Here is a 24,895-nt window from a genome sequence, read left to right as displayed (position 1 = left end):
ACCAGTCTTCGCCGTCGTCACAAGTCCTCCGTCGTGTTCTCCCCGTCGCCGGGCCGTGACCGTGCCGACGTCGTCGTCCGACTCGACCAGCTTCACTGATACCGCTGGGTAATGACATCTGTTGCGGATGAACACTGCGTCACACTGTAAGCACGCTTTGAAGTCATCACGTCGACCCGGTGGGTCTCGGCCCTCGGGCGCGGACGGTCGTCGATTCCCGCCCGGTGGGTGGCTGGACGGCGCCGAGCCACGTCAACCGGACCTCCGACCGCGCGCCACCGACGTCAGGTCGGTGAGGGTGCCGCGGAACAGCAGGAGCCCGAGTCCCAGGTAGACCAGCAACGCGCCGAGACCCCCGCCGGCCACCATGCCGAGCTGGGCCCACAGCGACCCGGCGGCCGGGAGCAGCGCGAACGCCCCGGACACGGTCCCGAAGACGGCCAGCCCCGCCAGCGCCGGCGCCGCCCACTGGCGCAGGTACGCGATCAGGGACAGCCCCAGCGCCGACCTCAGCGCGCGCAGCCGCAACGGCCACACGAGGTACTGCCGGGCGGTGACGGCGACCGCGACGGCGATCACGCCCCACGGCACCGACACGAGGACAGCGGCGACGCCGACGACGCACTGGACGGCTGTGATGAGCAGGGCAAGTCGGGACCGGCCCGCCGCTATCAGCGCCGTGCGGTCGAAGACCAGGACGGAGTTCAGCGCGCCCATGACGCAGAGGATCTGGGCGACCGGGACGCTGCGCTCCCACTGGGTCCCGAAGACGAGCGGGACGACCACCGGGGCCAGCGCGGCGAAGGTGGCGTAGGTGAACACGCCGATCACCGCCGAGGCCGCGGTCAGCGAGAGGAACGCCCGGCGGAACCGCGGCATGTCGTCCTGCACCCGCGACAACGCGGTCAAGGACACGCTCTGGATGACCGCGGTCTGCACGTCGCTGAGGATGCCGATGATCCGGGTCCCGACGTAGTAGTAGCCCAGTGCGGTGGGGCTGATGAACGCCCCGATGACGAACTTGTCGGCCTGGGCGTTGACGAAGGCGAACAGCTGGATGCCGATGACCGACAACCCGACGCCGCGCAGGTCGCGCACCGCCCGCCAGCTCACCCGGAGACGCGGCCGCCACGGCAGCACCGCCCAGAGGACGACGACGCCGACGGCGGCCGATGTGATGCTCTGCGCCACGATCGCCCAGACCCCGCCACCGAGGAGCGCCACCACCACGCCGACCACCCCGCCGAGCAGGTTCGCCACGACCCGCCGTTGGGTGAGCCGTTTGAAGCCGAAGTCCCGCTGCAGCAGCGCCGCCGGGGTCAGGCTCAGCGCGGCGAGGGGCAGGGTCACGCAGAGGACCTGGAGCACGGGCGCCAGCTCCGGCGCACCGAGCGCCCGGGCGATCGGGCCGGCGAAGGCGACCAGCAGTCCGGCCAGGAGCGCCGAGCTGCCCAGCGACACCCAGAACGCCGACTCTGGGTGCTCCCGGTCGAGTTCCTTCCGCTGCACGAGAGCGTCCGAGAAGCCCTGCTCGGCGAACACCTGGAACAGGGCCACGAAGGTCGCAGCCAGCGCTGCGACCCCGATGTCGGAGGGGTCCAGCAGACGTCCGATGACCGCGAAGACGACCAGTGAGGCGAGCCTGTTCACCCACTTGTCCGCGGCCACCCAGAACGCCGAGTTCACCGTCCGGCTGCGCAGATCCCCCGGTACAGGGCCGCCCGTGCCCGCCGTCCGGTCCGTCGGCTCGGTCTCCGGGACGGGCACGCGCACGCCCACGGCCGGCTGCGCGTCGGACGAGGTCACGAGACGCGCTCGCCGACCAGCGCCTCGCCCGGGGCGACCTGCGCCGCGTCCCGCCGTGCCGCACGGCGACGTCGCCGACGGGACCGGGCCCGGGCACCGGCGAGCACCAGCCGGTCCAGCAGGACTGCGGCCAGCATGGCGGCCAGCAGCCCCACCAGAGCCAGCCCGACCACCGAGCGGAGCCGGTCGGGATAGGAGCGGAGGGGGTAGTCCGCCGGTGAGCCGACGGCAGTGGTGAACAGCTGGTCGGCCGGCGCCCCGGCGTCCAGCTGCACCCGGGCGACCTCGGTCTCAGCGCCGGCCACCAGGCGTGTCATCAGCTCCGTGGCGTCCTCCGCGCTGCTGCTGACCGTGGAGAGCTCCACCAGCTGAGCGGCCTGGTTGTCCCAGCCTGCGCTGGCGGTGCCGCGGCCACCGGCGAGGACCTGGTCCCGCACCACGGCGGTGTTCAGCGCATCGGCCAGCACGGCGGCGAGCGTCGAGCCGCCCGTCTGGGCGTTGAAGGGGTTCGTGGTCAGCCCACCGCTGCCCGAGGTGGGCAGCCGGGCCTGGACCAGCGACGGGGAGGGCAGGACCACCAGGGTGGCGGTGACGGTGTAGCTGGGTCGCGCGGCCCGGTGCGCCTGGACAGCACCGAAGGCCGTCAGCGCGAGCACGAGCACGAGCACGTACCACCGTCGGGCGCAGGCGCGCAGGACGTCGGTGAAGGTCACTGTTCCTCTGTCTCTGTGGTGTGGACGATCGGGCGGGTCGACGTCGGGGGCCGTGCGGGCGGTGGTGTCGTGGTCCAGGTGCTGCGGACGACCACGGAGGTCAGGCCGACCAGCACGAAGACCAGCAGCGCGCTCTGCTGGAAGGCGAGGGTGTCGAAGGTGTAGGCAGCGACGCCGGAGGCGACCAGGCCCGCGACCAGCGCTCCCGCGAGGCTGGACCGCTCGGGATCGCGGGGGTCGAGGCGCGCGGCGATGACGTTGCACGTCACCGGGCCCAGCAGCAGCGCGGCGAAGCCGACCACCGACACCAGGCCGCCGCGCACCAGGAAACCGAGCCACTGGTTGTCCAGCACCCCGTCGCCGGACGTCAGCACCCCCCCGAGCCACGGGCTGCGGTCGAACACCTCCTGCACCCCGACGTAGTCGGCCAACCGTCCGGAGATGCTGTCGTCGGCCGCCGCGGAATCGGTGGCCACGCCGTTGAACAGCTCGACGAACGCGTCGACCACCCGCGGGACGGCGACGACGGCCAGCGCCGGGGCGAGCACCGCACCGGCCAGCACCGCCCAGCGCTGGGCCCGGGTGGCGAACGGGACGTAGAGGAGCAGCCCGACGGCGATGCACAGCAGGCCCGAGCGGGACAGCGCGAACGGCGTCGCCAGCGCGATCACCCCTGCAGCCGCCGCGCTGGCCACCCGTCGTCCCGGTGTCCCGGCGAACCGGCTGAGGTGGATGGCGAGCGGCAGCGTCACCGCCAGGCAGACGGCGAACTCGATCGGGTGCGACGTGGTGCCCAGGACCCGGACGAAGTCCAGCCGTTCGCGGAGCTGCCCCGGATTGGAGGTGAACGCCATCCCCGGCACCCGGACGACGTCGGCCCAGCTGAGGGTGGCGCCCATGGCCTGGACCAGGCCCACTCCCGCGTTCAGCACGCTGCCGGCGACCAGCCACCCCAGGAGCCGGCGGGCACCCGTCAGGTCGCGCACCGCCACCGCGATGAGCAGTGCGATCCCGACCCCAGCGGTGAGCACCAGGACGTACCGAAGGCTGGTGGCCGCCGCAGTGGCGTTCAGCGTCCGCCCGGTCTCCACCCCGTAGCTGAAGAGGGCCTGGGCCAGGAACAGCAGCACGAGCACGACCACCGGATCGACCCGGTGGTGCACCTGCAGCCGGCCGCGTCCCCGGACCAGACCCAGGGCGACCAGCAGGAGCGCGACGAACCCGATCAGCCTGCCCGGGGAGCCGTTGGACTTCAGCGGCCCGGCGAGCACCACCTCGCTCGGGAAGACGAACAGGACGGCGCAGAAGAGCGCCGCCAGCGCCGCGGGCGGTCCAGCGCCGGGCGGTGGCGCGAGCCGGTCCTCCAGCGGGAGCCGGTGGCTGCCGCCCTGGCCGCGCACCCGGCCTACGGCCGACGGCATCACGAGTCAGGCCCAGGGACCGCGTCGGGCAGGGCGTCCGCCGAGCGGAAGCGCCCGTACCGCCCCACCTCGATGTCGCGGCGGATCACCACAGCCGGGTTGCCCGCGACGATCGTGCCCGCCGGGACGTCCTTCGTCACGATCGCACCGGCCGCAACGATGCTCCCATCGCCGACGGTCACTCCTGGGAGCAGCATGCTGCGGGCACCGATGAAGCAGTTCCGGCCCACGACGGTGTCGGCCTTGATGCCACGGGTGCGGTCGTGGCACAGGATCGTGGCACCGATGGCGACGTAGCTGTCCGGGCCGACGTGGACCCCCCGCGGGTACGTGCGGTCGAAGTACGCCGACAGCGAGAACATCGCCGTCGGGTGGATGTGCATGCCCCAGAGGCGGTTGTAGTACTGACGCTTGGCGCCCTGCAGGGCGGAGCGCAGCAGGCGCAGTCGGTTGAGGCTCCTCATCGGTGCCCTCCTCGGGTCGCCCCGCTGAGCGCGGGGGTCAGGCGGTCATCGGTCAGGGCGGCCGCGGCCCGCTCGCGTCGGCGCCGGAGCAGTGCGGTGTCGAGGGCGACGGCGATCGTGACGGCCGCGAGCCCCCCTGCACCCACCACGACGACGGTCATCCGGCGCCTGTCGGGGGTCGTGATCGCAGGCGCGTCGGCGTCCGAGCCCGGGATGGCGAGGAAGACCGCGCCAGCGGTGACGCCCTGAGCTCGCTGCAGGTCGGACAGCGACCGCTGCGCGGCCGTCACCGTGGCCTCGAGCGCCTCCGCCGCACTGCTGCGGTCGTCCCCCGTGGCAGCCAGCAGCAGCAGGCTGGGGCGCAGGCCGTCCCAGCTCGCGGTGGCCGAGGCACCGGACGGGAGGCCGGTGAGCACGGTGTCGGTGGCGACCGCTCGGCTGACCAGCAGCGCGAGGGTGGCCGCGGAGCTGAACGGGTTGGTGTCGCCGGGACCGTCCTCGCCGATGGCCGGGTCGCGGGCCGCGGTCAGCTCCGGGGAGGGCACGACCACCAACGTCGCCGACGCCGACCACGTGGCCCGCGCGCCCTGGCCCAGGTGCAGCGCCACACCGGCGGCCAGCGGGACGACGAGCAGCAGCACGTACCACCGGCGCAGGCACCCGCGGGCGACGTCCATCAGGTCCATGCGGCACCTGCCCCCCACGGACGCGAGGCGAAGGTCACATCCGGGTGGCGGTCAGCCGTGCCACCGTCGGGGGCGTGACCCGCCGACACCGAGCCCTGGTCGCGTTGCTCGCCGTCGTGCTGGTGGGCGGCTGCGGCACCGAGGGAGGCGACGACTACGTCCGGCCCGCCACGACGGCGTCCGCCGGTGACGGACCGGCCAGCCCCCCGGGTCCAGACGACACCGGTGTCCCGCCCGGCACGGTGCTCGAACCCAGCGGTGACCTGGATGTCACCGAGGACGGTGCCGTGGTCGACGGCCTGGACATCACCGGCTGCGTGGTCGTCCGCGCCGACGACGTCACCATCCAGAACACCCGGATCCGCTGCGCCGACCCGGACACGGCCAACGTCGTCCAGGTCGCCGATGGCGCCACCGGGCTGCTGGTCCAGGACACCGAGATCGACGGGATGGGCACGGCCGACATCGGCGTCGGCTGGAGTGATTACACCTTGCGCCGGGTGGAGGTCCACCGCACCAACGACGGCGCCCGGCTCGGCGACGACGTGCTGATCGAGCGGTCCTGGTTCCACGACATGATCCGGCAGGGCGAGCTGCACCCGGACTGCGTGCAGGCGACCCAGGGCACCGGCATCACGCTCCGGGGCAACACCTTCGACGTCCCGGCGGACGGCAGCGGCGACCTGAACAACGCAGCCATCATGCTCGGCAGCGAGACCGGCAAGCGTCGGCTCGAGCAGGTGCTGGTCGTGGGCAACTGGCTGAACGGGGGCAACTACACCGTCAACGTGCGGCAGGACACCCACTTCGACGACGTCGTGTTCCGGGGCAACGTCTACGGACCGGACAGCCGCTACGGACCGGCCCAGGCTCCGGCCGGCGTCGTCTTCGACGGAGAGACGATGTCCGAGACCGACCAGGTCTGGGCGGTCAACGAGGTCGGCTGAACGGCTCACGCCGCCACCCGCTCGAGCGGCAGGTCGGCGTCCACGTCGGCGGGTACCGCCGCCCAGCCACCCCGCCACTCGGCGCGTCTGCGCCACGCGGCGCGCCAGACCCGCTCTCCTGCGGGGCGGCGCACCTCCAGCAGCGCGCGTAGCGCGACGCCGCTGTGCAGCAGGCCGGTGGAGACCGCTCGGCGGACGGCTGAGCGGCGACGCTGGTACAAGGTCGCCTTGCCGCGGAGCACCATCACCGTCTTGCCGGCCGAGGACGACGAGGCCCCGCCGGCGTGGGTGGCGACGACGATCGGCACGAACGACCGCTCCCAGCCCAGTTCCGCCGCACGCGTGCTCAGGTCGACGTCCTCGCCGTACATGAAGTAGCGCGGGTCGAACCCACCGAGCGCATCCCACAGCGCACTGCGGACGAGCAGCACGCAGCCGGACACCACGCCGATCGGCCGCTCGGTGTCCCGCGCCCAGCCGTGGAGGTCGAAGGTGTTGGCCCAGGCGGCGTGGCGGAAGGCCGTGGACAGGCCGGTACCGAAGCAGACCTCGCTCCACAACGAGGGCCGGCCCAGCGCCGAGTAGGGATCCAGCGAGCCGTCCGGGCGCTCCAGCCGGCCGGTGACGATGCCCCGGCGGGGGTGGGCGTCCAGGTGGGCGACGAGGGCCTCCAGCGCCCCGGGTCGCAGCAACGCGTCGGGGTTGAGCAGCAACAGCCGTTGCGCGGTCGTGTACCGGCGGGCAAGGTTGCACGCCCGACCGAAGCCGACGTTGACCTCGGACCGCAGGGCCGTCACCCGGCCCGCGTGCGGCGTCAGGACAGGGGTGAGCGGCGGCTCGGAGGCGTTGTCCAGGACGACCACCTCGACGTCCGGACCGACCGCCGTCAGCAGTGCGTCCAGGCACCGCGCCAGCCAGTCCGGTGAGTTGTACCCGACCACCAGCACCCCCACCGGGGCCTCGCTCATGCTGCCCTCCTCGAGGACTCGTCGCGGTTCCACACGGTGGTGCGGCCGCGGCGGGCCTTCACCCAGGCTCCGGCGCGGACCACGGCACCCAGCCCGAGGAACAGCAGCTTCTTGGCAGCTGGCACCCCAGGGGTGGCGAGCAGCCCGCGGGCTCCGCGAGGGGCCTCCGCGGTGCCCATCGGCAGCTGCCCGGACTCCAGTTGGACGTTGCCCGCCCGGACGCGGACCAGCCGGTCGACCAGGGCGGGCAGCCCGCGTGAGGGGAAGATGGTGAACCCCGGCTCGGTGGTCACCCGCTCCGCTGGGGCGAAGACCCGACGGGCGTAGAGGTCGTCGGCGATCACCGGGGGGAAGGGCGCCAGCCGTCGGTGGCCCGCCTCGGACACCGCGAAGACCCCGGACCCGACGTAGCGGTCGTTGAGCACCGGCAGCGCCAGCCAGACGTCGTAGTACCAACGGACCCACCTCGAGCACCCGGTCAGGTCGGGGCGCGGCCGGGCACCGGCCACCAGGGCCGGACCGGCGCGCAGCTCCCGGGCCATGGCACGGGCGGCCTCGGTGCTGAGCTCGACGTCCGCGTCCAGGTAGATGCGCGGGAAGCCCGTGGCTGCCGCGTCACCGGCGTTGAGCGCTCCGGTCTTGCCCACGGCCGGCAGGTCGAGGACCCGGACGGCGGAGCCGTGCGCGACCGCGCGCGCCACCGTGTCGTCGGAGCAGCCGTTGGCGACCACGACCACGTCGAACTCTCCTGGCTCCGACCGGCTCAGCAGTGCGGTGAGGCACCGGTCGATGACCTGCGCCTCGTCGTGGGCGGGCACGACGACGGACGTCGGTGTACGGACGAGCTCGTCGGACACGGAACTCCCTGTCGCTTCGGTGTGGGATGGAGGTGCGAGCTGCGGGGCTCTGTCGCGGTCCGGCGGATCCCCTGGTGGGTGTGACAGAGGTCATGGGCGACCCCACCCGGTCGGGCGATCCACCCCGGCGGCGGGACTGCCGACCACTAGTCCCATGACGACGCAGCACCCGACGTGCACCCATCGCTCCGGACGGGGTCGGTTGGTGCGTCGCGCCGGCGCCGTCACCGGGGCCGCGCTGGCCGTGGTGGCGGTCCTGACCGCGCTGCCCGTCGACCGGGCGGACGCCGCCTCGTCCATGTGGGTGGCCTACGACGGCCACTCGATCAACATGGCGCCGGTTCCCGCCCAGCCGGTGGAGCTGACGGCCGTCGCGTCCTCGCCGCTGACCGCCGTCTCCTTCGCCGTGGGCGGCACCGTCCTCGGCAGCACCACCGCGGTCACGGCGGCAGAGGGCACCTGGCGCGCGACCGCGACCGTGGACCTGACCGGCAGGTCCGGTCTGACCGCCGTGCGCACCCGCTTCACCAGCGGGAAGGTCAGCTCCACGGTGGACAAGACCCTCCGCGTCACGCCGGTGCCCGCGTCCCCGGCGCTGACCACGCCGAGCACCGGGGCTGGGCCGGACACCACCGGCGTGCCGGCCGGGGTGCGGCTCACCCCCCAGGTCGGCGACCTCACGGTGTTCAAGTCGGGCACCGTCATCGACGGCATCGACCTCACCGGGTGCATCACCATCCGCGCGAACGACGTGGTCATCCGCAACAGCCGGATCACCTGCAGCGCCTCGGCCACCAACATGGTCGTGGCCACCAGCGGCACCTACCGCAACCTGGTCGTCGAGGACAGCGAACTGGACGGGGCCGGGATCGTCGACATCGGCATCGGCTGGCAGAACTACACCCTGCGCCGGGTCGAGGTGCGGGGCACCAACGACGGCGCGCGTGCGGGCAGCAACACCACCGTCGACGCCTCGTGGATCCACGCCATGGTCCGCAAGGGCGACCTGCACCCCGATGCGGTGCAGAGCACCGGCGGCGCGAACATCACCATCACGGGCAACACGCTCGACCCGCGCAACTACGGCACCGGCGACCAGGGGAACGCCGCGATCATGCTCGGCAGCGAGCTGCGCCCCTTCTACCTGCAGGACGTCGTGGTGGCGGGCAACCGGCTCAGCGGCGGCAACTACACGGTCAACGTCCGCGGCGACGCGACGATCACCCGGGTGTCGCTGGACCGGAACACCTTCACCGCCGACGCCAAGTACGGCCCCGTCCTGGCACCGCCGACGGTCACGGTCACCGCGGACAACGTCATGGCCGAGACCGGCCTGCCGGTGGTAGTGGTGCCCACGAAGTGAGCAGCGACGCGGGCGCCGGGACCGGCGCCCGCGTTCAGCCGGCAAGCAGCTGCGCATGACGCCTCGCCCGTCGGGCCCAGGTGTGCTCGGCGGCGAACGCCTCGCAGACCTGCGCGGTGGCCGGGTCCCGGGCGTCGAGCAGGGCGGCGGCGAGTGCCGCCGCGACGTCGTCCGGCCCCGTGGTGCGGTGGACGTGCGGAGCCGCCAGCCAGCGGACCGCCGGGAGGTCCGATGCGACCACGGGCAGGCCACCGGCCAGGTACTCCAGCAGCTTGAGCGGGAAGCTCGCCCGGTTGAAGTCGCTCTGCGTGTAGGGCACCAGTCCCACGTCGCAGGCTCGCACCAGTGACGCGACGACCTCGGGTGACCGCTCACCCAGCGGGCGGAGCGCACCGGTGGCGACCAGGGCCTCCCAGCGGTCCTGGCGGGAGAACGTGGGCTGCTGCCGGCCGACCGCGACCACGGTGACGCCGGCGTCGCAGGCCGCCTCGAGCACGTCGAAGTCGATCCGGTCGCTCACCATCCCGATGAACACCGCCCGGGGGGTGGGTACGTCGGCGAGCAGGTCGGTGACGTCGACGCGCCCGGCGTCGACGTCACAGCCGGGCGGGAGGACGTGCACCGCCGTCCGGGCGCCCATGGCGGCGGCTGCGTCGGCGAGCACCGGCGTGACCACGGCGACCTCGTCGACCCGGGCGAGCAGCGCCCTGCGGTGCCGGGCGATGCGCGCGCCGGCGCCGTTGATCAACGCCGCACCGGCCACGTAGTCGTCCTTGAGCAGCAGCTCCGACCGCCACGACCGCAGCACCCGGAGAGTGACCGGGTGTGCCGCGGTCACCAGCACGGCAGGACGGTCGGCCCGCCGAGCAGCCCAGCGCACCACCAGCCCGACCCAGAGCCCGGTCACGACAGCGAGCCCGCGCCGCCGCCCCCACGGCAGCATCCGCGGTGAGAGCACGGTCAGCCCGTCGACCCGACGGCGGCGCCGCGGGACCGGGCCGGGCTTCCCCAGCCCGAAGACCGGCACCGGTGGGTCGACGTAGACGACCGTGGCGTCCGTTGCCAGCGCGCGCGCCAGGCGCTGGTCGGTCAGCTGGTGGCCGTCGTACGCGGTGGACGCGAGGACGACGATGGTGCCCGGGGACGCGGCGCTCACCAGCCGCCCCCGATCAGCTCGAGCAGCGGGCGGTGCCGGGCCCGCCAGGACATCTCGCGGATGCACGCCTGACGTTCGGCCTCGGGCTGGCGGCCCAGGGCCAGCGCCTGCCGGGCACCGGCCAGGTGGTCGCCACCCGGCTCGACCCACACCACCCGGTCGCCGGCGACCGCGGAGCCCGGCAGGCGGGTGGCCACGACCGGGGTGCCGGAGGCCAGGTACTCGAACAACTTCAACGGTGACATCGCCTCGGTGAGCGGGCTGCGGTGGTGGGCCAGCACGCAGACGTCGCTGCTCTGCGCCAGCTGGACCACCTCCGCCCGGGGGCGGGAGCCCAGCAGTTCGAGGCCGGGGACGGCTGCGAGCTCCGCCTTGACGACCGGGTCCACCATCGGGCCGGCGACGCGGACCGCGAAACCGCCCTCGGCCAGCGCCCGGAAGGCGCCGAGGTCCAGCCGCGCGTCGACGGTGCCGGCGTAGAAGGCCACCGGCCGGGGTCGACGGACCGGCGCCGGCGGCGGGACCGACCACAGTTCGGCGTCCACGCCGTTCGGAACGACGAGGCCGGGCCCCACCGGGGCGATCCGGTCCAGCAGCACCTGGGACACCGCCACGACGGCCATGCCGCTGCGGGCGATCCGCTCGTAGGCGGCCAGGGTCTGGTCCCGGTGCGCCGCGTGCGCGGGGATCGCGGACTCGTCGTCCTGCGCGTAGAAGACCCGCTGCCCGGCCCAGCGCGAGTCGGCCAGCGCGGCGTGCCAGAGGTTGAAGGTGACCAGCGCCGGCCGTTGCAGCCCGTGCCGGCGGGCTGCCACGGCCGTCTGCAGGTCGTACGCGCGATAGCGGCGGCCCAACGCGAGGACCGACACCGGCGGCGGGGTGACCAGGCTGAGCGGACGGACCCCGCGCATCCCGGGCCGGCGGGGAGCCGGCCTGTCGCCCTGCAGCCGTCGACGGACCTGCGAGGCGACACCACGCGGGTGGTCGGCAACCAGCACGGTGCCGACCTGCTCGGCGGTCAAGAGGGTCTGGAGGGTCTGGTCGGCCGTGGAGTAGAACCCCCGGCGGACCGCGTCCGTCCAGGTGTCGGAGACCAGGGCCACGACGACGTCGGTCATGCCCGAGCCCCCGTCGACGCCCGCCCCTGGAAGACCTCGGCGTACCGATCGGCCACGGCCGACCACTCCCGCCCGGCCAGGTCGGGCACCGCAGCCGGGTCCCGGTCCGCCGCCTGCCGCAGAGCGGAGGACAGGTCGCCGGCGGTCAGCGGGTGGGTGAACCCGCGCACCCAGTCGGCGCCGACCTCGGCCCGCAGCGCGGCGGTGACCGCGTTCTCCGGCACCAGGACCGGGCAGGCGAGCGACAGCGCGGCGAAGAGGACCCCGGAGTTGTGGATCTCCCGGTAGGGCAGCACCACCACGGTCGCGCGACGCACCAGCGCGCCCAGGTCCTCGTCGGAGAGGAACGTCAGGTGCGGCTCGACCCGCGGGTCCGCCGCTGCAGCCTCCTCGACGAGCGCGCGCATGGCCGCGTTCGCCGGCTCCCCGGCGATCACCAGCCTCGCGGAGGGGTCGGCCAGCTCGCCGAACGCCTCGACCAGTGCGTCGACGCCCTTGTACGGGCGCAGGAACCCGAAGAACAGCAGTGTCCGGCCGTCATCTGTCGGCGGGTCGCCTGCCGGGTCGAGCTCGTCGCGGTAGTGGCCGTGCGGGATGGTGACGACCGGCACGCCTGGGCGCACCGGCGTCTCGTCGTTGAGCCGGACGAAGCAGGTGACGCACCGGTCCAGCACGGCGAGCAGGGCGCGCTCGAACCGGTGGCCCGGCTCGTGCGGGGCCACGTTGTGCACGGTGCGCACGACGCCCGGCCGCCGGACGCTAATCCGCAGCAGGAGCAGGGCGAACAGCACCGCACGCAGCGCCCGCCGGGGCCGGCTCCGGCGCCGGATCAGGTTCTCCGGCCAGTGGACGTGCAGCACGTCCCAGTGCCCGGTCAGCGCCGTCCGGTAGGAGAAGGACAGCAGCTCGACCCGCACGGGGTCCGAGGCCGCGGCCACGTGGTCGGCGTAGCTGGGGTGCCCGCCGCCGAGGCGCACGGACTGCAGCACGCGGACGGGCCGGACGACGGAGCCGGGCTGTCGGGCGTCAGGCACGGTGACCCTCCACGGTGGCGCCGCGCAGCGGCAGGAGGACGGGCCGGGTGCCGTCAGGCGGGCTGAAGCCCAGCGCGTCCAGCAGTCGGGCCGCGACGGCCCGCCAGGTGAAGAGCTCGCCTCGGGCCCGGGCCACGCCGCCGAGCCGGGCAGCTGTCGCCGGGTCGGCGAGCTCGCGCATCGCCGTCTCCACGGCGCCGTCGTCGGCAGGGTCCACCACCCGGCCGGCGTCGCCGATGAGGTCGATGGACCCTCCCACGGTCCCGCCGACGCTCGGCAGCCCTGCAGCGGCCGCCTCGGTGAAGACGATGCCGGCCGGCTCGAAGAGCGAGGGCATCACGAAGCAGGTCGACACGGCGAACAGCTCGGCGAGTCGGGCCCGGTCGGCTGGGGAGTCCCTGCGCAGTACCCCGTGGGTGCGGACTCCTGCGACGTCGAGCGGCGGATGTCCACCGACGACGTCGAGGGTCGCCTGCGGGTGGTCCCTGTGCAGGCGGATGAACGCCCGGACCACCCGATCGCCGTTCTTGCGCTGCCAGTCCAGCCCGACGAACAGGAACCGGGGAACCGACCAGTCCCGGGCGGCGCTCAGGCCCACCTCGGTCGTGCCGGTGCCGACGACGGCCAGCCGGTCCCACGGGACGTCGAAGTCCCGGGCGATGGCAGCGGCGGCCCAGGAGGATTCCGTGCAGCAGACACGGGCCGAGGAGTAGACCTCCCGCTGCAGATCGGTCCGGCGGCGGACCGTCCCCGCACCGACGTGCGGCCAACGGCCGTAGCCGTGCTGCAGCGCCTGCGGAACGGTCATGTCGTCGTACACCGGAAGGGCGCCGTGGTGGCCAGCGAGAAGCCGGCACCGATCTGCACCCACGCGTCCACGGCGGTCGACCGCGCCCTCGCGGAGGCGGCGGTGCCGCGCAGCCGAGCCACCGACGCCGAGTAGAGACCGCGGGAGCCCCGGGCTCGCAACCGCTGGTCCAGCATCCCCTGCTCCGCCCCACGCCCCCCGGCCACCAGGGCCACGCCACGCTCCAGCACGGCCGGCGGGGCTGCTCGCAGCACGGGGACGTCCACCCCGAGGGACTCCAATCCGGACAGCACGCCGTGGGGGGTGCCCGAGCGGGCGGCGGGGTCGCGTGCGTCGTCGCTCGCCACCACGCCGACCCGGAGGATGCCGCTCACCGCCAGAGGTCCCGGGGGAAGGCCGCCGCCAGCGCCGGGTCGAGGACCGCGGGGGGCTCACCACCGGCGTCCATCGCGGCTTCCACCGAGGCGGCCGGACGGGGGGCAGGTCGACCGGTGCCCGCGTAGTAGTCCTCGTACTTGAAGAGCGGCTCAGCACCGGGCCGGACCAGCCGGGCCGGGATGCCGAAGCTCTCCGCGACCACGATGCCGTGCAGCGAGGAGCCGACGACGAAGTCGCTGTTGGCGATCCGGGCCAGGACCTCACCCACGTCGGTCCGCGGGTCGAGGAGACCCGGCGTCCGGGCGTGCGCCGGGGCGTCGTGCAGGTTCGGGACGACGGTGACCGGGCTGCGGGGGCCCGGCCGCAGCAGGGACTCCCGCGGCCAGAGCTGCCCCACCAGCAGGCCCGGGTCCCCGTAGACCTCGGGGACTGCGATGCCGCGCTCCTGCAGCACCGCTCGGGTGCGCGGCCCTCGCACGGCTCGCACGTCCAGCCGGCGGGCCGTCACTGGCGCGTCCAGGCTCTTCCCGTTCACCCCGGAGCCCCAGACGACATCGCCGTCCCGGGCGAAGTGCAGGACCGAACCGATCGACAACAGCCGGCCGTCGGCGACCGCAGACGTCAGGCCGGCCCGACGGAGCATCTCGCGGACCACCATCGGACCGAGCAGGTCGCCGAAGTTGCCGACCGGCCGGGTGATCCTCCCGGGCAGGAAGCGGGACACCCGACGCCGCGGGTTCCAGTGCACGAGTTCGACCTCGGGAGCCGGGTCGACGGCGCTCACGCGACCCTCCCCATGGCCAGTCGCATCGACTCCGCCGCCCGCTCCAGCCGGAGGCCGAGGTCCTCGACGGACCGCCGCAGCTCGGCCCGGTCCTCCTCGGCCGCAGCGAGCCCGGCAGTCACGAAGTCCACCAGCGCCTCAACGGTGAGGTCGTCGGTGCGCAGCACCCAGTCCCCCCGTCCGACCGAGAGCTGGAAGTCCCGGCACTTGGGGCGGTACTCCAGCGCGAGGGTCGGGATGCCCAGCCGGGCGGCCAGCACGAGCGCGTGCAACTTCTCCCCCACCACCACCGAGCACCGCTTCAGCGCGGTGTCGAGCGCGGCGAGGCCGACGCTGTTCGGTCCGGCGACCGTCACCCCCGCGGCCGAGCACTCTCTGGCGACCTCGCTCAGATGGACCCGGTCCTGCACCGTGGTCGCCAGCAAGGCCACGTCGTGCCCTGCTCCGACGAGCCGGCCGATCGCGGCCACCACCGTCGAGCGGAAGGCGGCGTGGTCGCCTCCCCAGAGGTCGTCGGTGACACCGAAGTTGACGCCGATGCGTGCGCGGTCCGACGGCCGCTGACCGGTCGGGTCACCGGGAGACTGGTCGGGCAGGGCGATGGCCGGGTCCCCGACGACGACGCTGTCCAGTCCCATCGACGCCACCGTGCGCTGGCTCAGCGGCCCCCGGACACGCACCTGCTCGAACTCCGTGAGCAGCGGGCGCCACGTGGCCACCTCGCTGAGGACGGCAGCTCGGCGGCCTTCCCGGAACTCCAGGTCCTCGACGCCGACACCGAGCATCACCCGGGGGGCGTCGGGAGCGGCGCGCATCAACCGCTCCAGGGTCTCCCGGAAGTGGCCGTTGAGCACCAGGGTGCCCCCACCCAGGCAGATCACCGCCACCCGGCGGAGCGCAGCGCCGGACAGCGGGGCGAAGCCGCCGTGGTTCGGCACCTGGGTCACGTCCCACCCGGGCAGCAACCTGCGGTGGGCCGCGATCATCGCGTCGTCACCCAGGTTGCCGTTGCCGGACCAGCCCACGTACGCCACACGGTGCCGGGCCGTGGAGTTGGGCGCCGGCGGGAAGGACCGCCACAACTGACCGGTGCTTCGGGCTGAGGCGAGGAGAGCGCGCGCAGAGGGACGCATTGAGCTCCTTCCAGGAGGACGAGGGGTCGACCCGGCCGCTACAGGGCACGACCGATCCCGCGGGATCACGGCTGCCTGTGGTCGGGTGGGTGCACGGAGGACGGCGGGACGACCGGCGATGCGCCGCGAGTCCGGCCCAGGACCTGCCGAGCCCGCGACGGAGACAGCCCGGCCGATGGACCTGGGGCGGATCAGACCAGCGCGAAGGGGGCTGCGTCACCGCGCCGACGGACCCGGGTCCCGGCCGCGGCCAGCAGCAGGTCGGACGTGACACCGTCGACCTCAGCGGTGGCCGCGAGACCCCGCTCCCCGAGCATGCCGGCGATCTGCAACTGGTGGTCGTCGACGTGTTCGCCGTGCTCCGGACGTCGCGGGACCAGGACCGGGAACTTCCCCGCCTGCAGGGCCGCCAGCGCACTGCCGGTGCCGGCATGGGCGACGACCACGTCAGCGTCGGCCATGGCCTCGAACAGCTCCGCTGCGGGCACCCGCGGCCGGGCGTCGATGCCCAGTCCGGCGACGTCCGTGGAACCGGTCTGCCAGAGCACGTCGGTGTCCACGGGCAGGACGGCGAGCAGCCTCTCGACGAGTCGCCGGAAGCCGAAGGACTCCGACGTCCCCAGCGACACCACCACCTTGTGCAGTGCGACGGTGTCGTCGGCCCGCTCGAGGCTGACGCCTTCGTAGCCGTCGAACACGGACCCGCCGTAGGACCAGTGCCGATCTGACCACGACTCGTGCTGCGTGAAGAGGCTGATGCCGGGGACCCGACGGAGCAAGCGACCTGACAGGGACGGACCGTGCACTCGGGTGGCACTCTCCAGGTAGTAGCAAGGGATGCCATGGGTACGGGCCATCGGGAGGACGGACAGCGCCAGGCTCGCACCGGTGCTGACGACTGCGGTGATGTCCTCCGTCTTGAAGGCCTGGCGGGACTCCCAGGCGTTGCGGACCACGGCCGCCCAGTCCCGGGTCGGGGCGGGTGCCATCCAGTGCACGCGCTGCCCGCTCAGCAGGGAGCGCGTCTGCGCCGTGGGGACGGTCATCCACAACCGGTCCTCGTCGACCGGCAGGCGGGGGGCCAGGGTGACCAACTGCATGAGGTGGCCGCCATCGTTCGCGACCATCAGGGCTGTCACGGTCAGACCTCATTCCGATCGGTACCGGTTCCGGTGCCGCACGAGGACGTTCGCCGATGAGCCGGCCTCCACGGGGTGCACGGCGAGTAGACCGTCTCTGACCCATCGCCTGCCAGCCCGCCGCGTCAGCCGCGGCGCGCGCCGGATTGTCAACGGACGGTGCACGGACCGACTACAGAGCGCGACACGCGGGGCCGACCTGCACGGAAGGTCGACAGATCGACTTCAGCGCTTCCGCGGCGAGACTCTCGAGTGTGAGAGACTTCACACCGAGTGACGGAACGATTGCCGAACGTTCCGATCTCGCCACGGACAGCTACTGGGCGGTAACTTTCGGCTACCGGTTCGAACTGCTCCCGGGCATGCGCGACTCTCCGAGCAGGCCTCGGAGCGTGCTGGCGAACTGCGCCGCCGGCTCGAGCGCCGGGACGCTCGCGCGACCGACCGGCACCCCCAGCAGCCGTCCCCGGACGACGACGTGCCCCCGGACGATGAGGGTGACGCGTCGCCGCTCAGCACCCAGCTCGTGCCAGCTGACGACCATGGTCATCAGGGTCGCGAGGGACTCGGGGTGGACCACCGCATAGGACACCGACCCGGCGGTGACCAGGTTCTCCCGGATGGCACCGTCGAAGCGCCCCGCGGTCGCCGCCTGCTTCCCGGCCGCACGGATCTCGCCCGGGGAAAGCGCTGTCTCGACGGCGAACTCCAGCGCATCGACCGCCGGTGACCCCACTCCACACCTCATGACTCGCCGATCGGCCGACGACCGGCCCCAGCGGCCTCACGAAGTGCGAGAGGACGGGTACCGGAAGTGCGTCCGACACCATTCCGTGGTCCCGATGAGACTGGCATACCGGTCGTCCGAGGACCAGACGATCCGCATTCGTCATCCCTCGCGCGAGGGAACCGTCCACCCGGGGATGGGCAGCGTAATCGCAGGTCCCGGGTGTATGCCCATCTCCCTGACAGCTTCCGGTCGACCAGCACCTTCCCACCCGAGGTCTCTTCGTGCTGGCGACACGGACAATTACGGGTCCGATTCGTAAAGGAGTAGCGCAACGCATACGGGTCGACACGGAGCGCTGCCGTCCTTCCTCATCGCAGTCGCGTCATTGCGAGCCTGAGGTGCCGGTGGGAACAGCCACGGGATGTCGACCCGAGAATGGCGGGGCTCGAGGGTGCGCTCTTCCCAGGTCCCCGCACGGAGGCTGCACATGCGGCCGGGAACGGGCACCGCCGAGCACGCCGAGGCGTTCAAGTGCATGCCGCTTCGGTGAGGCGGCCGGATCTCCTCCCCACGGTCGGCTCTGCACCGGGTCCGGGCAGGGGTGGACGACTGTGGGCTGGCGGACGTATGCCCTCCAGCCGTTGCACCGCCAGTGACCGGATCGTCACAGCCTGGTCACCGGTGGGGCGCCTGCGCCGGTTAGCGTCTGCGGTCATGCGCGTCCTGGTCACCGGCGGTGCCGGCTTCATCGGTTCGCACTACGTGCGCACCATGCTCACCGGTGGCTATCCCGGTTTCGAGGACGCGCAGGTGACCGTCTTCGACAAGCTCACCTACGCCGGCAACCTCGCCAACCTGGCCCCGGTCGCCGACGACCCGAACTACCGGTTCGTGCAGGGCGACATCTGCTCCGCCGCCGACCTGGACGCCGCCCTGCCCGGGCACGACGTGGTGGTCAACTTCGCCGCCGAGTCCCACGTCGACCGCTCCCTCACCGGCGCCGCCGGGTTCGTGCTGACCAACGTGCTGGGCGCCCAGCAGGTCTTCGACGCCGCGCTGCGCCACCGGGTCCGCCGCGTCGTGCACGTGTCCACCGACGAGGTCTACGGCTCCATCGAGCACGGCTCCTGGACCGAGGACCACCTGCTGGAACCCAACTCGCCGTACTCCGCGGCGAAGGCGGGCAGTGACCTGATCGCCCGGGCCTACGCCCAGACCTACGGGCTGGACATCTCCATCACCCGCTGCTCGAACAACTACGGGCCCTACCACTTCCCGGAGAAGGTGATCCCGCTGTTCGTCACCAACCTCCTCGACGGCCTCTCCGTGCCGCTGTACGGGGAGGGGGCGAACGTGCGGGACTGGCTGTTCGTCGACGACCACTGCCGCGGCATCCAGCTGGTGCTCGAGCAGGGCGCGGCCGGGGAGTTCTACAACATCGGCGGCGGCCGGGAACTGCCAACCGGGAGCTGACGGAGAAGCTGCTGGCGGCCACCGGCCGGGACTGGTCCTCCGTCGACCACATCGTCGACCCCCGCGGCGGCGGCCACGACCTGCGCTACTCCGTGGACTACTCCAAGACCGCCGCGCTGGGCTACGCCCCCCGGATGCCCTTCGAGGACGGCCTGGCACTCACCGTGCAGTGGTACCGGGACAACCGCGCCTGGTGGGAACCGCTCAAGGCCACCGCCGCCACCGCCTGAGGGCCCGGCGCCGTCGGTGACGCCGCTCGAGCGCTGCCGGAGTCCGAGCAGCGGGCGGCGCACTGCTCCATCGCTGGCAGCAGTCCCTGCGCGCGGCCGTGCGCCGGGTTGGGCGCGGCCAGGTCTTGACCGACAGTTCCCATCTTGCCCGGCCACGTCAATTCCAGATCGGGATCCACCGCGTGCACCCCATCGCCGGCGACGCGCACCTCCCACAGCGCGCCCCGGGCTGACACGCCGTGGTTCCGCCTGCTCCGGACGACAGCACGGCAGACGCCGGATGCGCACCCTGACGCTGACGACCGCAGCCGGGCCGGACCGGAGCAGACACCCCTGGACTGCTGGAACGGTTCCTCTGCCGGTTCGTGCACGTGACGGCGTGTCGGCCGACGACACGCAGTGATCGTCTAGGCACTGTTCGCCAATCGACTTATCGTCGCGGCAGTCGGTTGCGGTCGGCGGCCTCACGGGGAGAGAACGAGCGTGCTCGAAGCAGGACAGGGCCCGGAGACCACGGGCCGGCACCGACCCGTCGAGACGGCACCCGTCTTCGCCGACATGGTTCCGCACCGGGCGGTCGCGTCCGTGTCCCCGCTACCAACCGTTCAGCTCGTCGGGCGACGGCACGCAGCCCCCGTCGCTCCGTCCGAGCACCCGTACGTCCTGGTCCCGCAACGCCTTAGTCGGGCGCCTCAGCGACTCCTGGCCTGCGCGGCCCTGGCCATCATCGCCGTCGCTCCGGTTCTTGCCCGATCCTCCAGCAACCTCGGGCTGCACGACGCCATCGCGGCCGACATGGCAGCCAACCCGGATGATGCGCAGGACACCCTGGAGGCGCTCAGCGGCGAAGGTCTCACCGGCGCCGTGACCGCCAGCTCCATCGGCCTACCCGCCGTCGCGGCACCCGACACGGCGGTGCCGGCACCGGAGACCGACTCCGCCTCGGAAGACCCGCCCAGAGTCAGTGCTGCGGCCACTGCCAGCCCCGATCCGGCAGCGCAGTCGCCCGCAACTCCCCCGGGCCACTCCCCCACCAGCAGCAGTCTGGCGGCGAGCAACGCCCCGATCACGGTTGCTCCGAAGCCGTCGGAGGCCGCAGCGGCTGCCGGGAGCACCGGCCACCCGGCCAGCTCGCCGATCACGGCGTCGAGCATGCCGAACACCGGGAGCGGGCCCGTGGCGACACAGTCCGCTGCACCGAGCCGCCAGCCGACGATGAATCACCCCCGGCCGTGGCAAGGCGACACCACCCCGACGCCGACCAAGCCCACGCCGCAGCCAGAGGCGGCACCCACGACGCCCGCGCCCTCCGATACCCCGACGACGTCGACGTCACCGGAACCGACGGCCACTCCGCCGACCAGCGCCGCCCCTGATGTCCCGGACGACCTCGCCGACTCGCTCATCGACGCCCTCGCCGGCTAAGAGCTGACCGACCGGGTGGCGCGAAGGCACTCCGGACAGGCGGCCCGAAAGGCGGTGCCTCGTCGGCACGACGGACCCGAGTCCAGCGCTGGCTCGCCTTGGCCTGCATGGCTGCTGCGCCTGCCTCACCGTGGCCGCCCATGGACGGTCTGTCGCAACCGTGCTCACCGAGCCGCGGTGCGCACCGCTGGGATCGTCGTGCCGGAGTCGACCGCGTCGTCGACCGCGTCCCGATCGAGCTGCCACACGACGGTCTCGCCATTGCTCGGCCCCTCGACCCTGAGCACCGGCATTGCGTGTGCGGCCAGCCAGTCCAGAAGCTCCGGCGCGGCGTAGCCGTAGCCCTCGGTCACCGGCTTGCCGTTGGTGAGCACGTAGTCGACACCGTCATCGCGCAGGTCCATCAGGGACGGCGCCACGGCGTACTCCGGGAAAGCCAGCTCGGCGGCATCCCCGGTCACGGCGAACTCGGCACCGACCGGCAGCTCGTCACCCAGCCACGCCTCCACCTCGCGGAACGAGTCGTCGGAGACGAAACGGGACTGCACACCGAGCACCACGCTCGACACGGTGAACAGCACGACGAGCACAGCCACCGATCGCCGCAGACCCTGACGGCGAGCCACCAACTCGGGCAGCGCCACCGCGACAGCCAGCACGGCCGTGACGACGACGTAGTAGCCGAACTGCTCCTCGGCGGCCCCGAAGCCCACGGCGTACACACCCAGCGCCCCGGTGCAGACCGCGATCAGCCCGATGAACCGGCGGGCCGCGACCACGCTGAACAAGGCGACCAGACCTGCCGGCACGCAGACAGCGAGCAGCACGTAGCTGGTGCCGAACCGCCCGAGCTCGTCCACGAGCCGCGAACCCAGGCTCCCGCCACCGGCGGCGTTGAAGCCCGTCGTCTGCTGCATCCCGAGCATCCGCTCGGCGCCCAGGCGCTTCTGCTCCGCCCACTCAGGGAGCAGCCCGAGAGAGGCGACCACGGCCATGGAGATCAGGTACGGCACCAGGGCCGCCGCTCCCACCCGCACGGCCGTCCACACCGGCAGCGTCCGTCGCCACATCACCGCCAGCGCCACGGCGCCCAGGCCAGGCACCACCGTCATGTCCTTGGTCACCAGGGCCATACCGAGCAGCAGCCCCGCTGCCAGCTCCCACCGGACCGCCGGGCGCTGCAGCGAGCGCTCCCGTGCGATCAGCAGCACCAGCCACCCAGCGAGCAGCCAGAGGACCGCCGGTGTCTCGATCATGACCCGGCCGTTGCTGCGCAGCACGAAGGGGTCGAACGCGAGGACGACCGCGGCGAGCACCGCGATCCTGGGGCCGGCCAGCCGCCGGACCAGGACGGCGACGAGCACCACGGTGAGCGCCCCGAGCACGGCGTTGACCCAGCGCAGCTGCAGGACCAGGTCGATCGTCGACCCGGACAACCCGAGGACCCTGACGACCAGCCCGTCCAGTGCGAACGAGCCGATCGGGTGCAGGAAGAAGGGGACTCCGTCGGCACCGGGCCACTGCCCGTGGGCGACCTGGTCGGCGAACCGCGCGTACAGCAGCTCGTCGATGAACACGTCGTTGGAGGTGCGCAGCCCGACCGCCCGCACCAGCAGCGCGACGAGCCCGGCGACCAGGGGCAGTGTCCACACCGCGCCGGCGAGCCGCCGCGCCCGCGGCGTGCGGTGGGTGGTGATGACTGAGGGTGCGGTGGGCAGGTGCTCCGCGATCGCGGTCACTGGATGGCCTCTCGGAGGTCGGGGTGAGTCGATGCCGCGGCACCGGCGACAGCGGCGTACACCGCGCGCTGCCGGTCGGCGACGGCATCCCAGTCGTAGTGGCCGGCCAGCACCCGCCCCCGAGCTCGTGCCTGCTCGAGCCAGGCGAGGTCCGTGTACCGCGCGCGGAGGGCCTCGCCGTAGGCATCGGCGGTCATGTCGGGCACCCGATGGCCGCAGCCCTCGGGCAGCAGCTCACGAAGACAGGGCAGGTCGAAGGCGACCACCGGCGTACCGGTGGCCATGCCCTCCAGCGCGACCAACCCGAAGGTCTCGAACCGGGAGGGCATGGCGACCAGCCGGGCGGAGGCGAGCAGTTCGTACTTCTCCGCGCCGCTGACCCAGCCCAGGAAGTCGACCTGGCTCGAGATGCCCAGCTCGTCGGCGAGGTCCCGCAACCGCCGCTCGTCCGGCCCGGTACCGGCGACCAGCAGCCGTGCGCCGAGGTCGGTGCACGCCGCGGCCCAGCCGTGCAGCAGGAGGTCGAGCCCCTTCTGCTCGGTCTCCAACCGACCCACGAAGACGACGTCCACGCCGAGACGAGGTCGCGGGACGAACGCCTCGGGCGCCACGGCGTTGCCGATGACGTCCACCTCGGCGTCCGGGTTCAGCGCCTGGAGCTGCTGCCCCACGTCGAGGGAGACGGCGACCAACCGTCGGTGACGGCGCACGCCCCACTTCTGGACCAGCGGGAAGGGCAACTTGTACTGGCGGGCCTTGTCCTCGGCGTTGAGCCACTGGACGACGCCGAGGGTCGGCCGACCGGTCCACGCTGGGGCACCGAGGCTGGAGATCGGCGCGAAGAAGTCCTCCACCACGACATCCGCCTCGTGCCGGCGGACGGCAGCGGGCAGGCACACCATGTAGCCGAGCAACCGGGTCAGCCTGTTCGCGCCGTTGCCGATGCCGATGTGCCGGTACGAGACGCCGTCCTGCACCCGGTCGAGCGCGCCGGGGAACCGCTGCACGAGCACGGTCACGTGATCGCGGGTGGCCAGACGACGGTTGACCTCGTGGGTGCGCAGCGAGCCGCCGCCGGCGCCGGGCATGGCCGGGTCCTCGAAGCCCAGGTGCAGCACACGGAGCCCGCGCTGCCCCGGCATGTCGGCCGCCGACTCGACTGCTGCCGCCGACCTCGGTCCACGGCGCATCCCGATCAGCACGGCGCATCCGGTCACCAGCACGGCGGTCAGCCACACCACGAGGTGCGGGCGGGCTGCCTGCAGGAGTGCGAACAACCCGGCCGCCAGGACGAGAGAACTGGCCAGCCGAGCGGTGCTGCCCGACGGGAGCAACGGGGTGGCGAGCGCCCACAGGGCAGCAGCGGCCGCCACGGCTCCGAGCGCACCGCCGAGCGCGAGCCCGCGAACCGAGTCGGCCTCCCAGCCGACCAGCATCGACACCGGCAGCACGAGGGCGGCCCCGAGCAGACCCAGCTGGCTGCGGCGGTACGCGCGCAGACCGAGGAGCACCGTGGCCAGCAACGCGATGGTCGCGTACCCCAGGCCAGCGACGGCGAGCGCCGGCAGCAGTGCATCGGACCCGGCGTAGCGGGCCGGCAGCACCAGCCCGAGCAGGTCCCCCGGCACGGTGGCGACGACCGCGGTCGCGGACAGGGAGAGCAGTGAGAAGGAGCGCAGCGTCGACCGCACGACGTCGTGGACGTCGACGCCGGCGCTGCGGAGCAGCGGGAAGGCAACGACTGCCGTTCCGGCCGCCACGTAGACCGAGGCCTTCGCCAGCGTGGACAGCGCCTGGTAGCCGGCGGCGGCCGCGGAGCCGTCACCGAGCACCGCGACCAGGACGACGTCGGCGCCGATCAGCACCGAGACGACCAGCTGGGTGAGCGCGATGTCGCCGGTCTCGGCCCACCTCCACCGATCGCTGAGCACCTGCGGGCGCCACGCCGAGTCGCGCCACAGGGCACGCGGGACGATCAGGAGCACGGCGAACGCCCCGACGGCGAATCCGACGAGCGCGCCACCCGCGTGCCAGCCGAGGAGGACGGCGGCCACGCTGAAGACCACCCGGCTGGCGATCTCAGCCACCTTGATCGAGGCGAACCGCACGAAGCGCAGCTCCCCCTGGAGGAGACCGTCGATCGGCGCGATGAGGAAGAGCGCGAGCGCCGAGGCGCCGACCGCCAGTGCCAGCCCCGAGCCGGCGAACGTCGTCGCGATCGCGCCGGTGACCAACGCCGACAGCAGACCTGCGGCAGCGGCGACGGTCCACGCGAACGCGACACCATCCCGCCGTCCTCTCGAACCCCGCGGATGAGTTCGAACGGCGTGCGCCAGGGGCAGCGGCGTGAGCGCAGCAGCGACGATCCCGACCATGCCGAGCAGCGACTGGGCGGCGGCGTAGCTGCTGTACTCGGCCGCGCCGAGCAGGTGGGTCATCAGCAAGCTGCAGCCGTAGCTCAGGCCGCCGACGAGTGCCACCGAGACGGAGACCAGGCTGCTGCCCGTCCCGACCGTCGACCCG

Annotated in this window: 23 protein-coding genes; 5 read left to right on the top strand and 18 right to left on the bottom strand. The window is 73.0% G+C overall.

Annotation, left to right across the window (positions count from 1 at the left end; genetic code table 11):
- Positions 1 to 252: 252 nt before the first annotated feature.
- From MODMU_RS02210 to MODMU_RS02190, 5 genes are read right to left on the bottom strand one after another with little or no spacing between them, the layout of a single operon-like run.
- Positions 253 to 1,806, bottom strand: a complete 1,554-nt coding sequence (locus MODMU_RS02210) for a lipopolysaccharide biosynthesis protein (RefSeq protein WP_014738527.1) — start codon at positions 1,804 to 1,806, stop codon at positions 253 to 255.
- A complete protein-coding gene (locus tag MODMU_RS02205) occupies positions 1,803 to 2,519 on the bottom strand; it encodes a hypothetical protein (RefSeq protein WP_014738526.1) in 717 nt (238 codons plus the stop codon). The genes MODMU_RS02210 and MODMU_RS02205 overlap by 4 nt, the downstream gene beginning before the upstream one ends.
- Positions 2,516 to 3,940: an O-antigen ligase family protein gene (locus MODMU_RS02200; RefSeq protein WP_014738525.1), complete on the bottom strand. Its 1,425-nt coding sequence runs from the start codon at positions 3,938 to 3,940 to the stop codon at positions 2,516 to 2,518. Before MODMU_RS02200 ends, MODMU_RS02205 begins: the two co-directional genes overlap by 4 nt.
- Entirely contained in the window at positions 3,940 to 4,404 is a 465-nt protein-coding gene (locus MODMU_RS02195; protein ID WP_014738524.1) for an acyltransferase, read from the bottom strand. Before MODMU_RS02195 ends, MODMU_RS02200 begins: the two co-directional genes overlap by 1 nt.
- Entirely contained in the window at positions 4,401 to 5,090 is a 690-nt protein-coding gene (locus MODMU_RS02190) for a GumC domain-containing protein (RefSeq protein ID WP_014738523.1), read from the bottom strand. Before MODMU_RS02190 ends, MODMU_RS02195 begins: the two co-directional genes overlap by 4 nt.
- A gap of 74 nt (positions 5,091 to 5,164) precedes the next feature.
- On the opposite strand from MODMU_RS02190, the gene MODMU_RS02185 reads away from it, so the two are divergent.
- Positions 5,165 to 6,037: a hypothetical protein gene (locus MODMU_RS02185; RefSeq protein ID WP_166503367.1), complete on the top strand. Its 873-nt coding sequence runs from the start codon at positions 5,165 to 5,167 to the stop codon at positions 6,035 to 6,037.
- A gap of 5 nt (positions 6,038 to 6,042) precedes the next feature.
- Here the strand turns inward: MODMU_RS02185 and MODMU_RS02180 are convergent, their stop codons facing one another.
- Positions 6,043 to 7,005, bottom strand: a complete 963-nt coding sequence (locus tag MODMU_RS02180) for a glycosyltransferase family 2 protein (protein WP_014738521.1) — start codon at positions 7,003 to 7,005, stop codon at positions 6,043 to 6,045.
- On the bottom strand, positions 7,002 to 7,862 hold the full coding sequence (locus MODMU_RS02175) for a glycosyltransferase (RefSeq protein ID WP_014738520.1): 861 nt from the start codon (positions 7,860 to 7,862) through the stop codon (positions 7,002 to 7,004). The genes MODMU_RS02180 and MODMU_RS02175 overlap by 4 nt, the downstream gene beginning before the upstream one ends.
- A 205-nt stretch (positions 7,863 to 8,067) precedes the next feature.
- On the opposite strand from MODMU_RS02175, the gene MODMU_RS26660 reads away from it, so the two are divergent.
- Positions 8,068 to 9,225 (top strand): hypothetical protein, encoded by a 1,158-nt coding sequence (locus MODMU_RS26660; RefSeq protein ID WP_014738518.1) that lies wholly within the window; start codon positions 8,068 to 8,070, stop codon positions 9,223 to 9,225.
- Positions 9,226 to 9,259: 34 nt separating this feature from the next.
- Here the strand turns inward: MODMU_RS26660 and MODMU_RS02165 are convergent, their stop codons facing one another.
- The 9 genes from MODMU_RS02165 to MODMU_RS02125 form a co-directional block, all read right to left on the bottom strand.
- On the bottom strand, positions 9,260 to 10,381 hold the full coding sequence (locus MODMU_RS02165; protein ID WP_014738517.1) for a glycosyltransferase: 1,122 nt from the start codon (positions 10,379 to 10,381) through the stop codon (positions 9,260 to 9,262).
- Positions 10,378 to 11,499, bottom strand: a complete 1,122-nt coding sequence (locus MODMU_RS02160) for a glycosyltransferase (RefSeq protein WP_014738516.1) — start codon at positions 11,497 to 11,499, stop codon at positions 10,378 to 10,380. Before MODMU_RS02160 ends, MODMU_RS02165 begins: the two co-directional genes overlap by 4 nt.
- Entirely contained in the window at positions 11,496 to 12,533 is a 1,038-nt protein-coding gene (locus MODMU_RS02155) for a glycosyltransferase (protein ID WP_051143907.1), read from the bottom strand. The genes MODMU_RS02160 and MODMU_RS02155 overlap by 4 nt, the downstream gene beginning before the upstream one ends.
- A complete protein-coding gene (locus MODMU_RS02150) occupies positions 12,526 to 13,341 on the bottom strand; it encodes a glycosyltransferase family 4 protein (RefSeq protein WP_014738514.1) in 816 nt (271 codons plus the stop codon). The genes MODMU_RS02155 and MODMU_RS02150 overlap by 8 nt, the downstream gene beginning before the upstream one ends.
- On the bottom strand, positions 13,338 to 13,715 hold the full coding sequence (locus MODMU_RS02145; protein ID WP_014738513.1) for a hypothetical protein: 378 nt from the start codon (positions 13,713 to 13,715) through the stop codon (positions 13,338 to 13,340). Before MODMU_RS02145 ends, MODMU_RS02150 begins: the two co-directional genes overlap by 4 nt.
- Positions 13,712 to 14,503 carry a polysaccharide pyruvyl transferase family protein gene (locus tag MODMU_RS02140; RefSeq protein WP_014738512.1) on the bottom strand — a complete coding sequence of 264 codons (792 nt, stop codon included), beginning with the start codon at positions 14,501 to 14,503 and terminating at the stop codon, positions 13,712 to 13,714. The genes MODMU_RS02145 and MODMU_RS02140 overlap by 4 nt, the downstream gene beginning before the upstream one ends.
- Complete coding sequence (locus MODMU_RS02135; RefSeq protein ID WP_166503366.1) at positions 14,500 to 15,528, bottom strand: polysaccharide pyruvyl transferase family protein; 1,029 nt, start codon at positions 15,526 to 15,528, stop codon at positions 14,500 to 14,502. The genes MODMU_RS02140 and MODMU_RS02135 overlap by 4 nt, the downstream gene beginning before the upstream one ends.
- Before the next feature lie 299 nt (positions 15,529 to 15,827).
- Positions 15,828 to 16,775, bottom strand: coding sequence for a glycosyltransferase (locus tag MODMU_RS02130; protein WP_014738510.1), 948 nt, complete (start codon positions 16,773 to 16,775; stop codon positions 15,828 to 15,830).
- Positions 16,776 to 17,112: 337 nt separating this feature from the next.
- Complete coding sequence (locus MODMU_RS02125) at positions 17,113 to 17,511, bottom strand: hypothetical protein (protein WP_014738509.1); 399 nt, start codon at positions 17,509 to 17,511, stop codon at positions 17,113 to 17,115.
- A 708-nt stretch (positions 17,512 to 18,219) separates the two neighbouring features.
- Here MODMU_RS02125 and MODMU_RS02120 point away from each other — a divergent pair.
- The 3 genes from MODMU_RS02120 to MODMU_RS28260 all read left to right on the top strand — a co-directional run bounded on the left by MODMU_RS02120 (position 18,220) and on the right by MODMU_RS28260 (position 20,633).
- Entirely contained in the window at positions 18,220 to 18,978 is a 759-nt protein-coding gene (locus MODMU_RS02120; RefSeq protein ID WP_231851746.1) for a dTDP-glucose 4,6-dehydratase, read from the top strand.
- A 92-nt stretch (positions 18,979 to 19,070) separates the two neighbouring features.
- The gene (locus tag MODMU_RS29230) at positions 19,071 to 19,208 is read left to right on the top strand and encodes a hypothetical protein (RefSeq protein ID WP_231851745.1); all 138 of its coding nucleotides are present in this window, start codon (positions 19,071 to 19,073) and stop codon (positions 19,206 to 19,208) included.
- Between the two features lie 483 nt (positions 19,209 to 19,691).
- Complete coding sequence (locus tag MODMU_RS28260; RefSeq protein ID WP_014738506.1) at positions 19,692 to 20,633, top strand: hypothetical protein; 942 nt, start codon at positions 19,692 to 19,694, stop codon at positions 20,631 to 20,633.
- 164 nt (positions 20,634 to 20,797) lie between these two features.
- On the opposite strand, the gene MODMU_RS02110 is transcribed toward MODMU_RS28260, so the two are convergent.
- Together MODMU_RS02110 and MODMU_RS28980 are read right to left on the bottom strand one after the other, a co-directional pair.
- Positions 20,798 to 22,372, bottom strand: coding sequence for an ArnT family glycosyltransferase (locus MODMU_RS02110; RefSeq protein ID WP_014738505.1), 1,575 nt, complete (start codon positions 22,370 to 22,372; stop codon positions 20,798 to 20,800).
- Positions 22,369 to 24,852, bottom strand: a complete 2,484-nt coding sequence (locus tag MODMU_RS28980) for a glycosyltransferase (protein ID WP_197537375.1) — start codon at positions 24,850 to 24,852, stop codon at positions 22,369 to 22,371. The genes MODMU_RS02110 and MODMU_RS28980 overlap by 4 nt, the downstream gene beginning before the upstream one ends.
- Positions 24,853 to 24,895 lie beyond the last annotated feature (43 nt).

This window comes from Modestobacter italicus (assembly GCF_000306785.1).
Classification (GTDB): domain Bacteria; phylum Actinomycetota; class Actinomycetes; order Mycobacteriales; family Geodermatophilaceae; genus Modestobacter; species Modestobacter italicus.
This window is presented reverse-complemented; position numbering and strand designations above follow the sequence as displayed.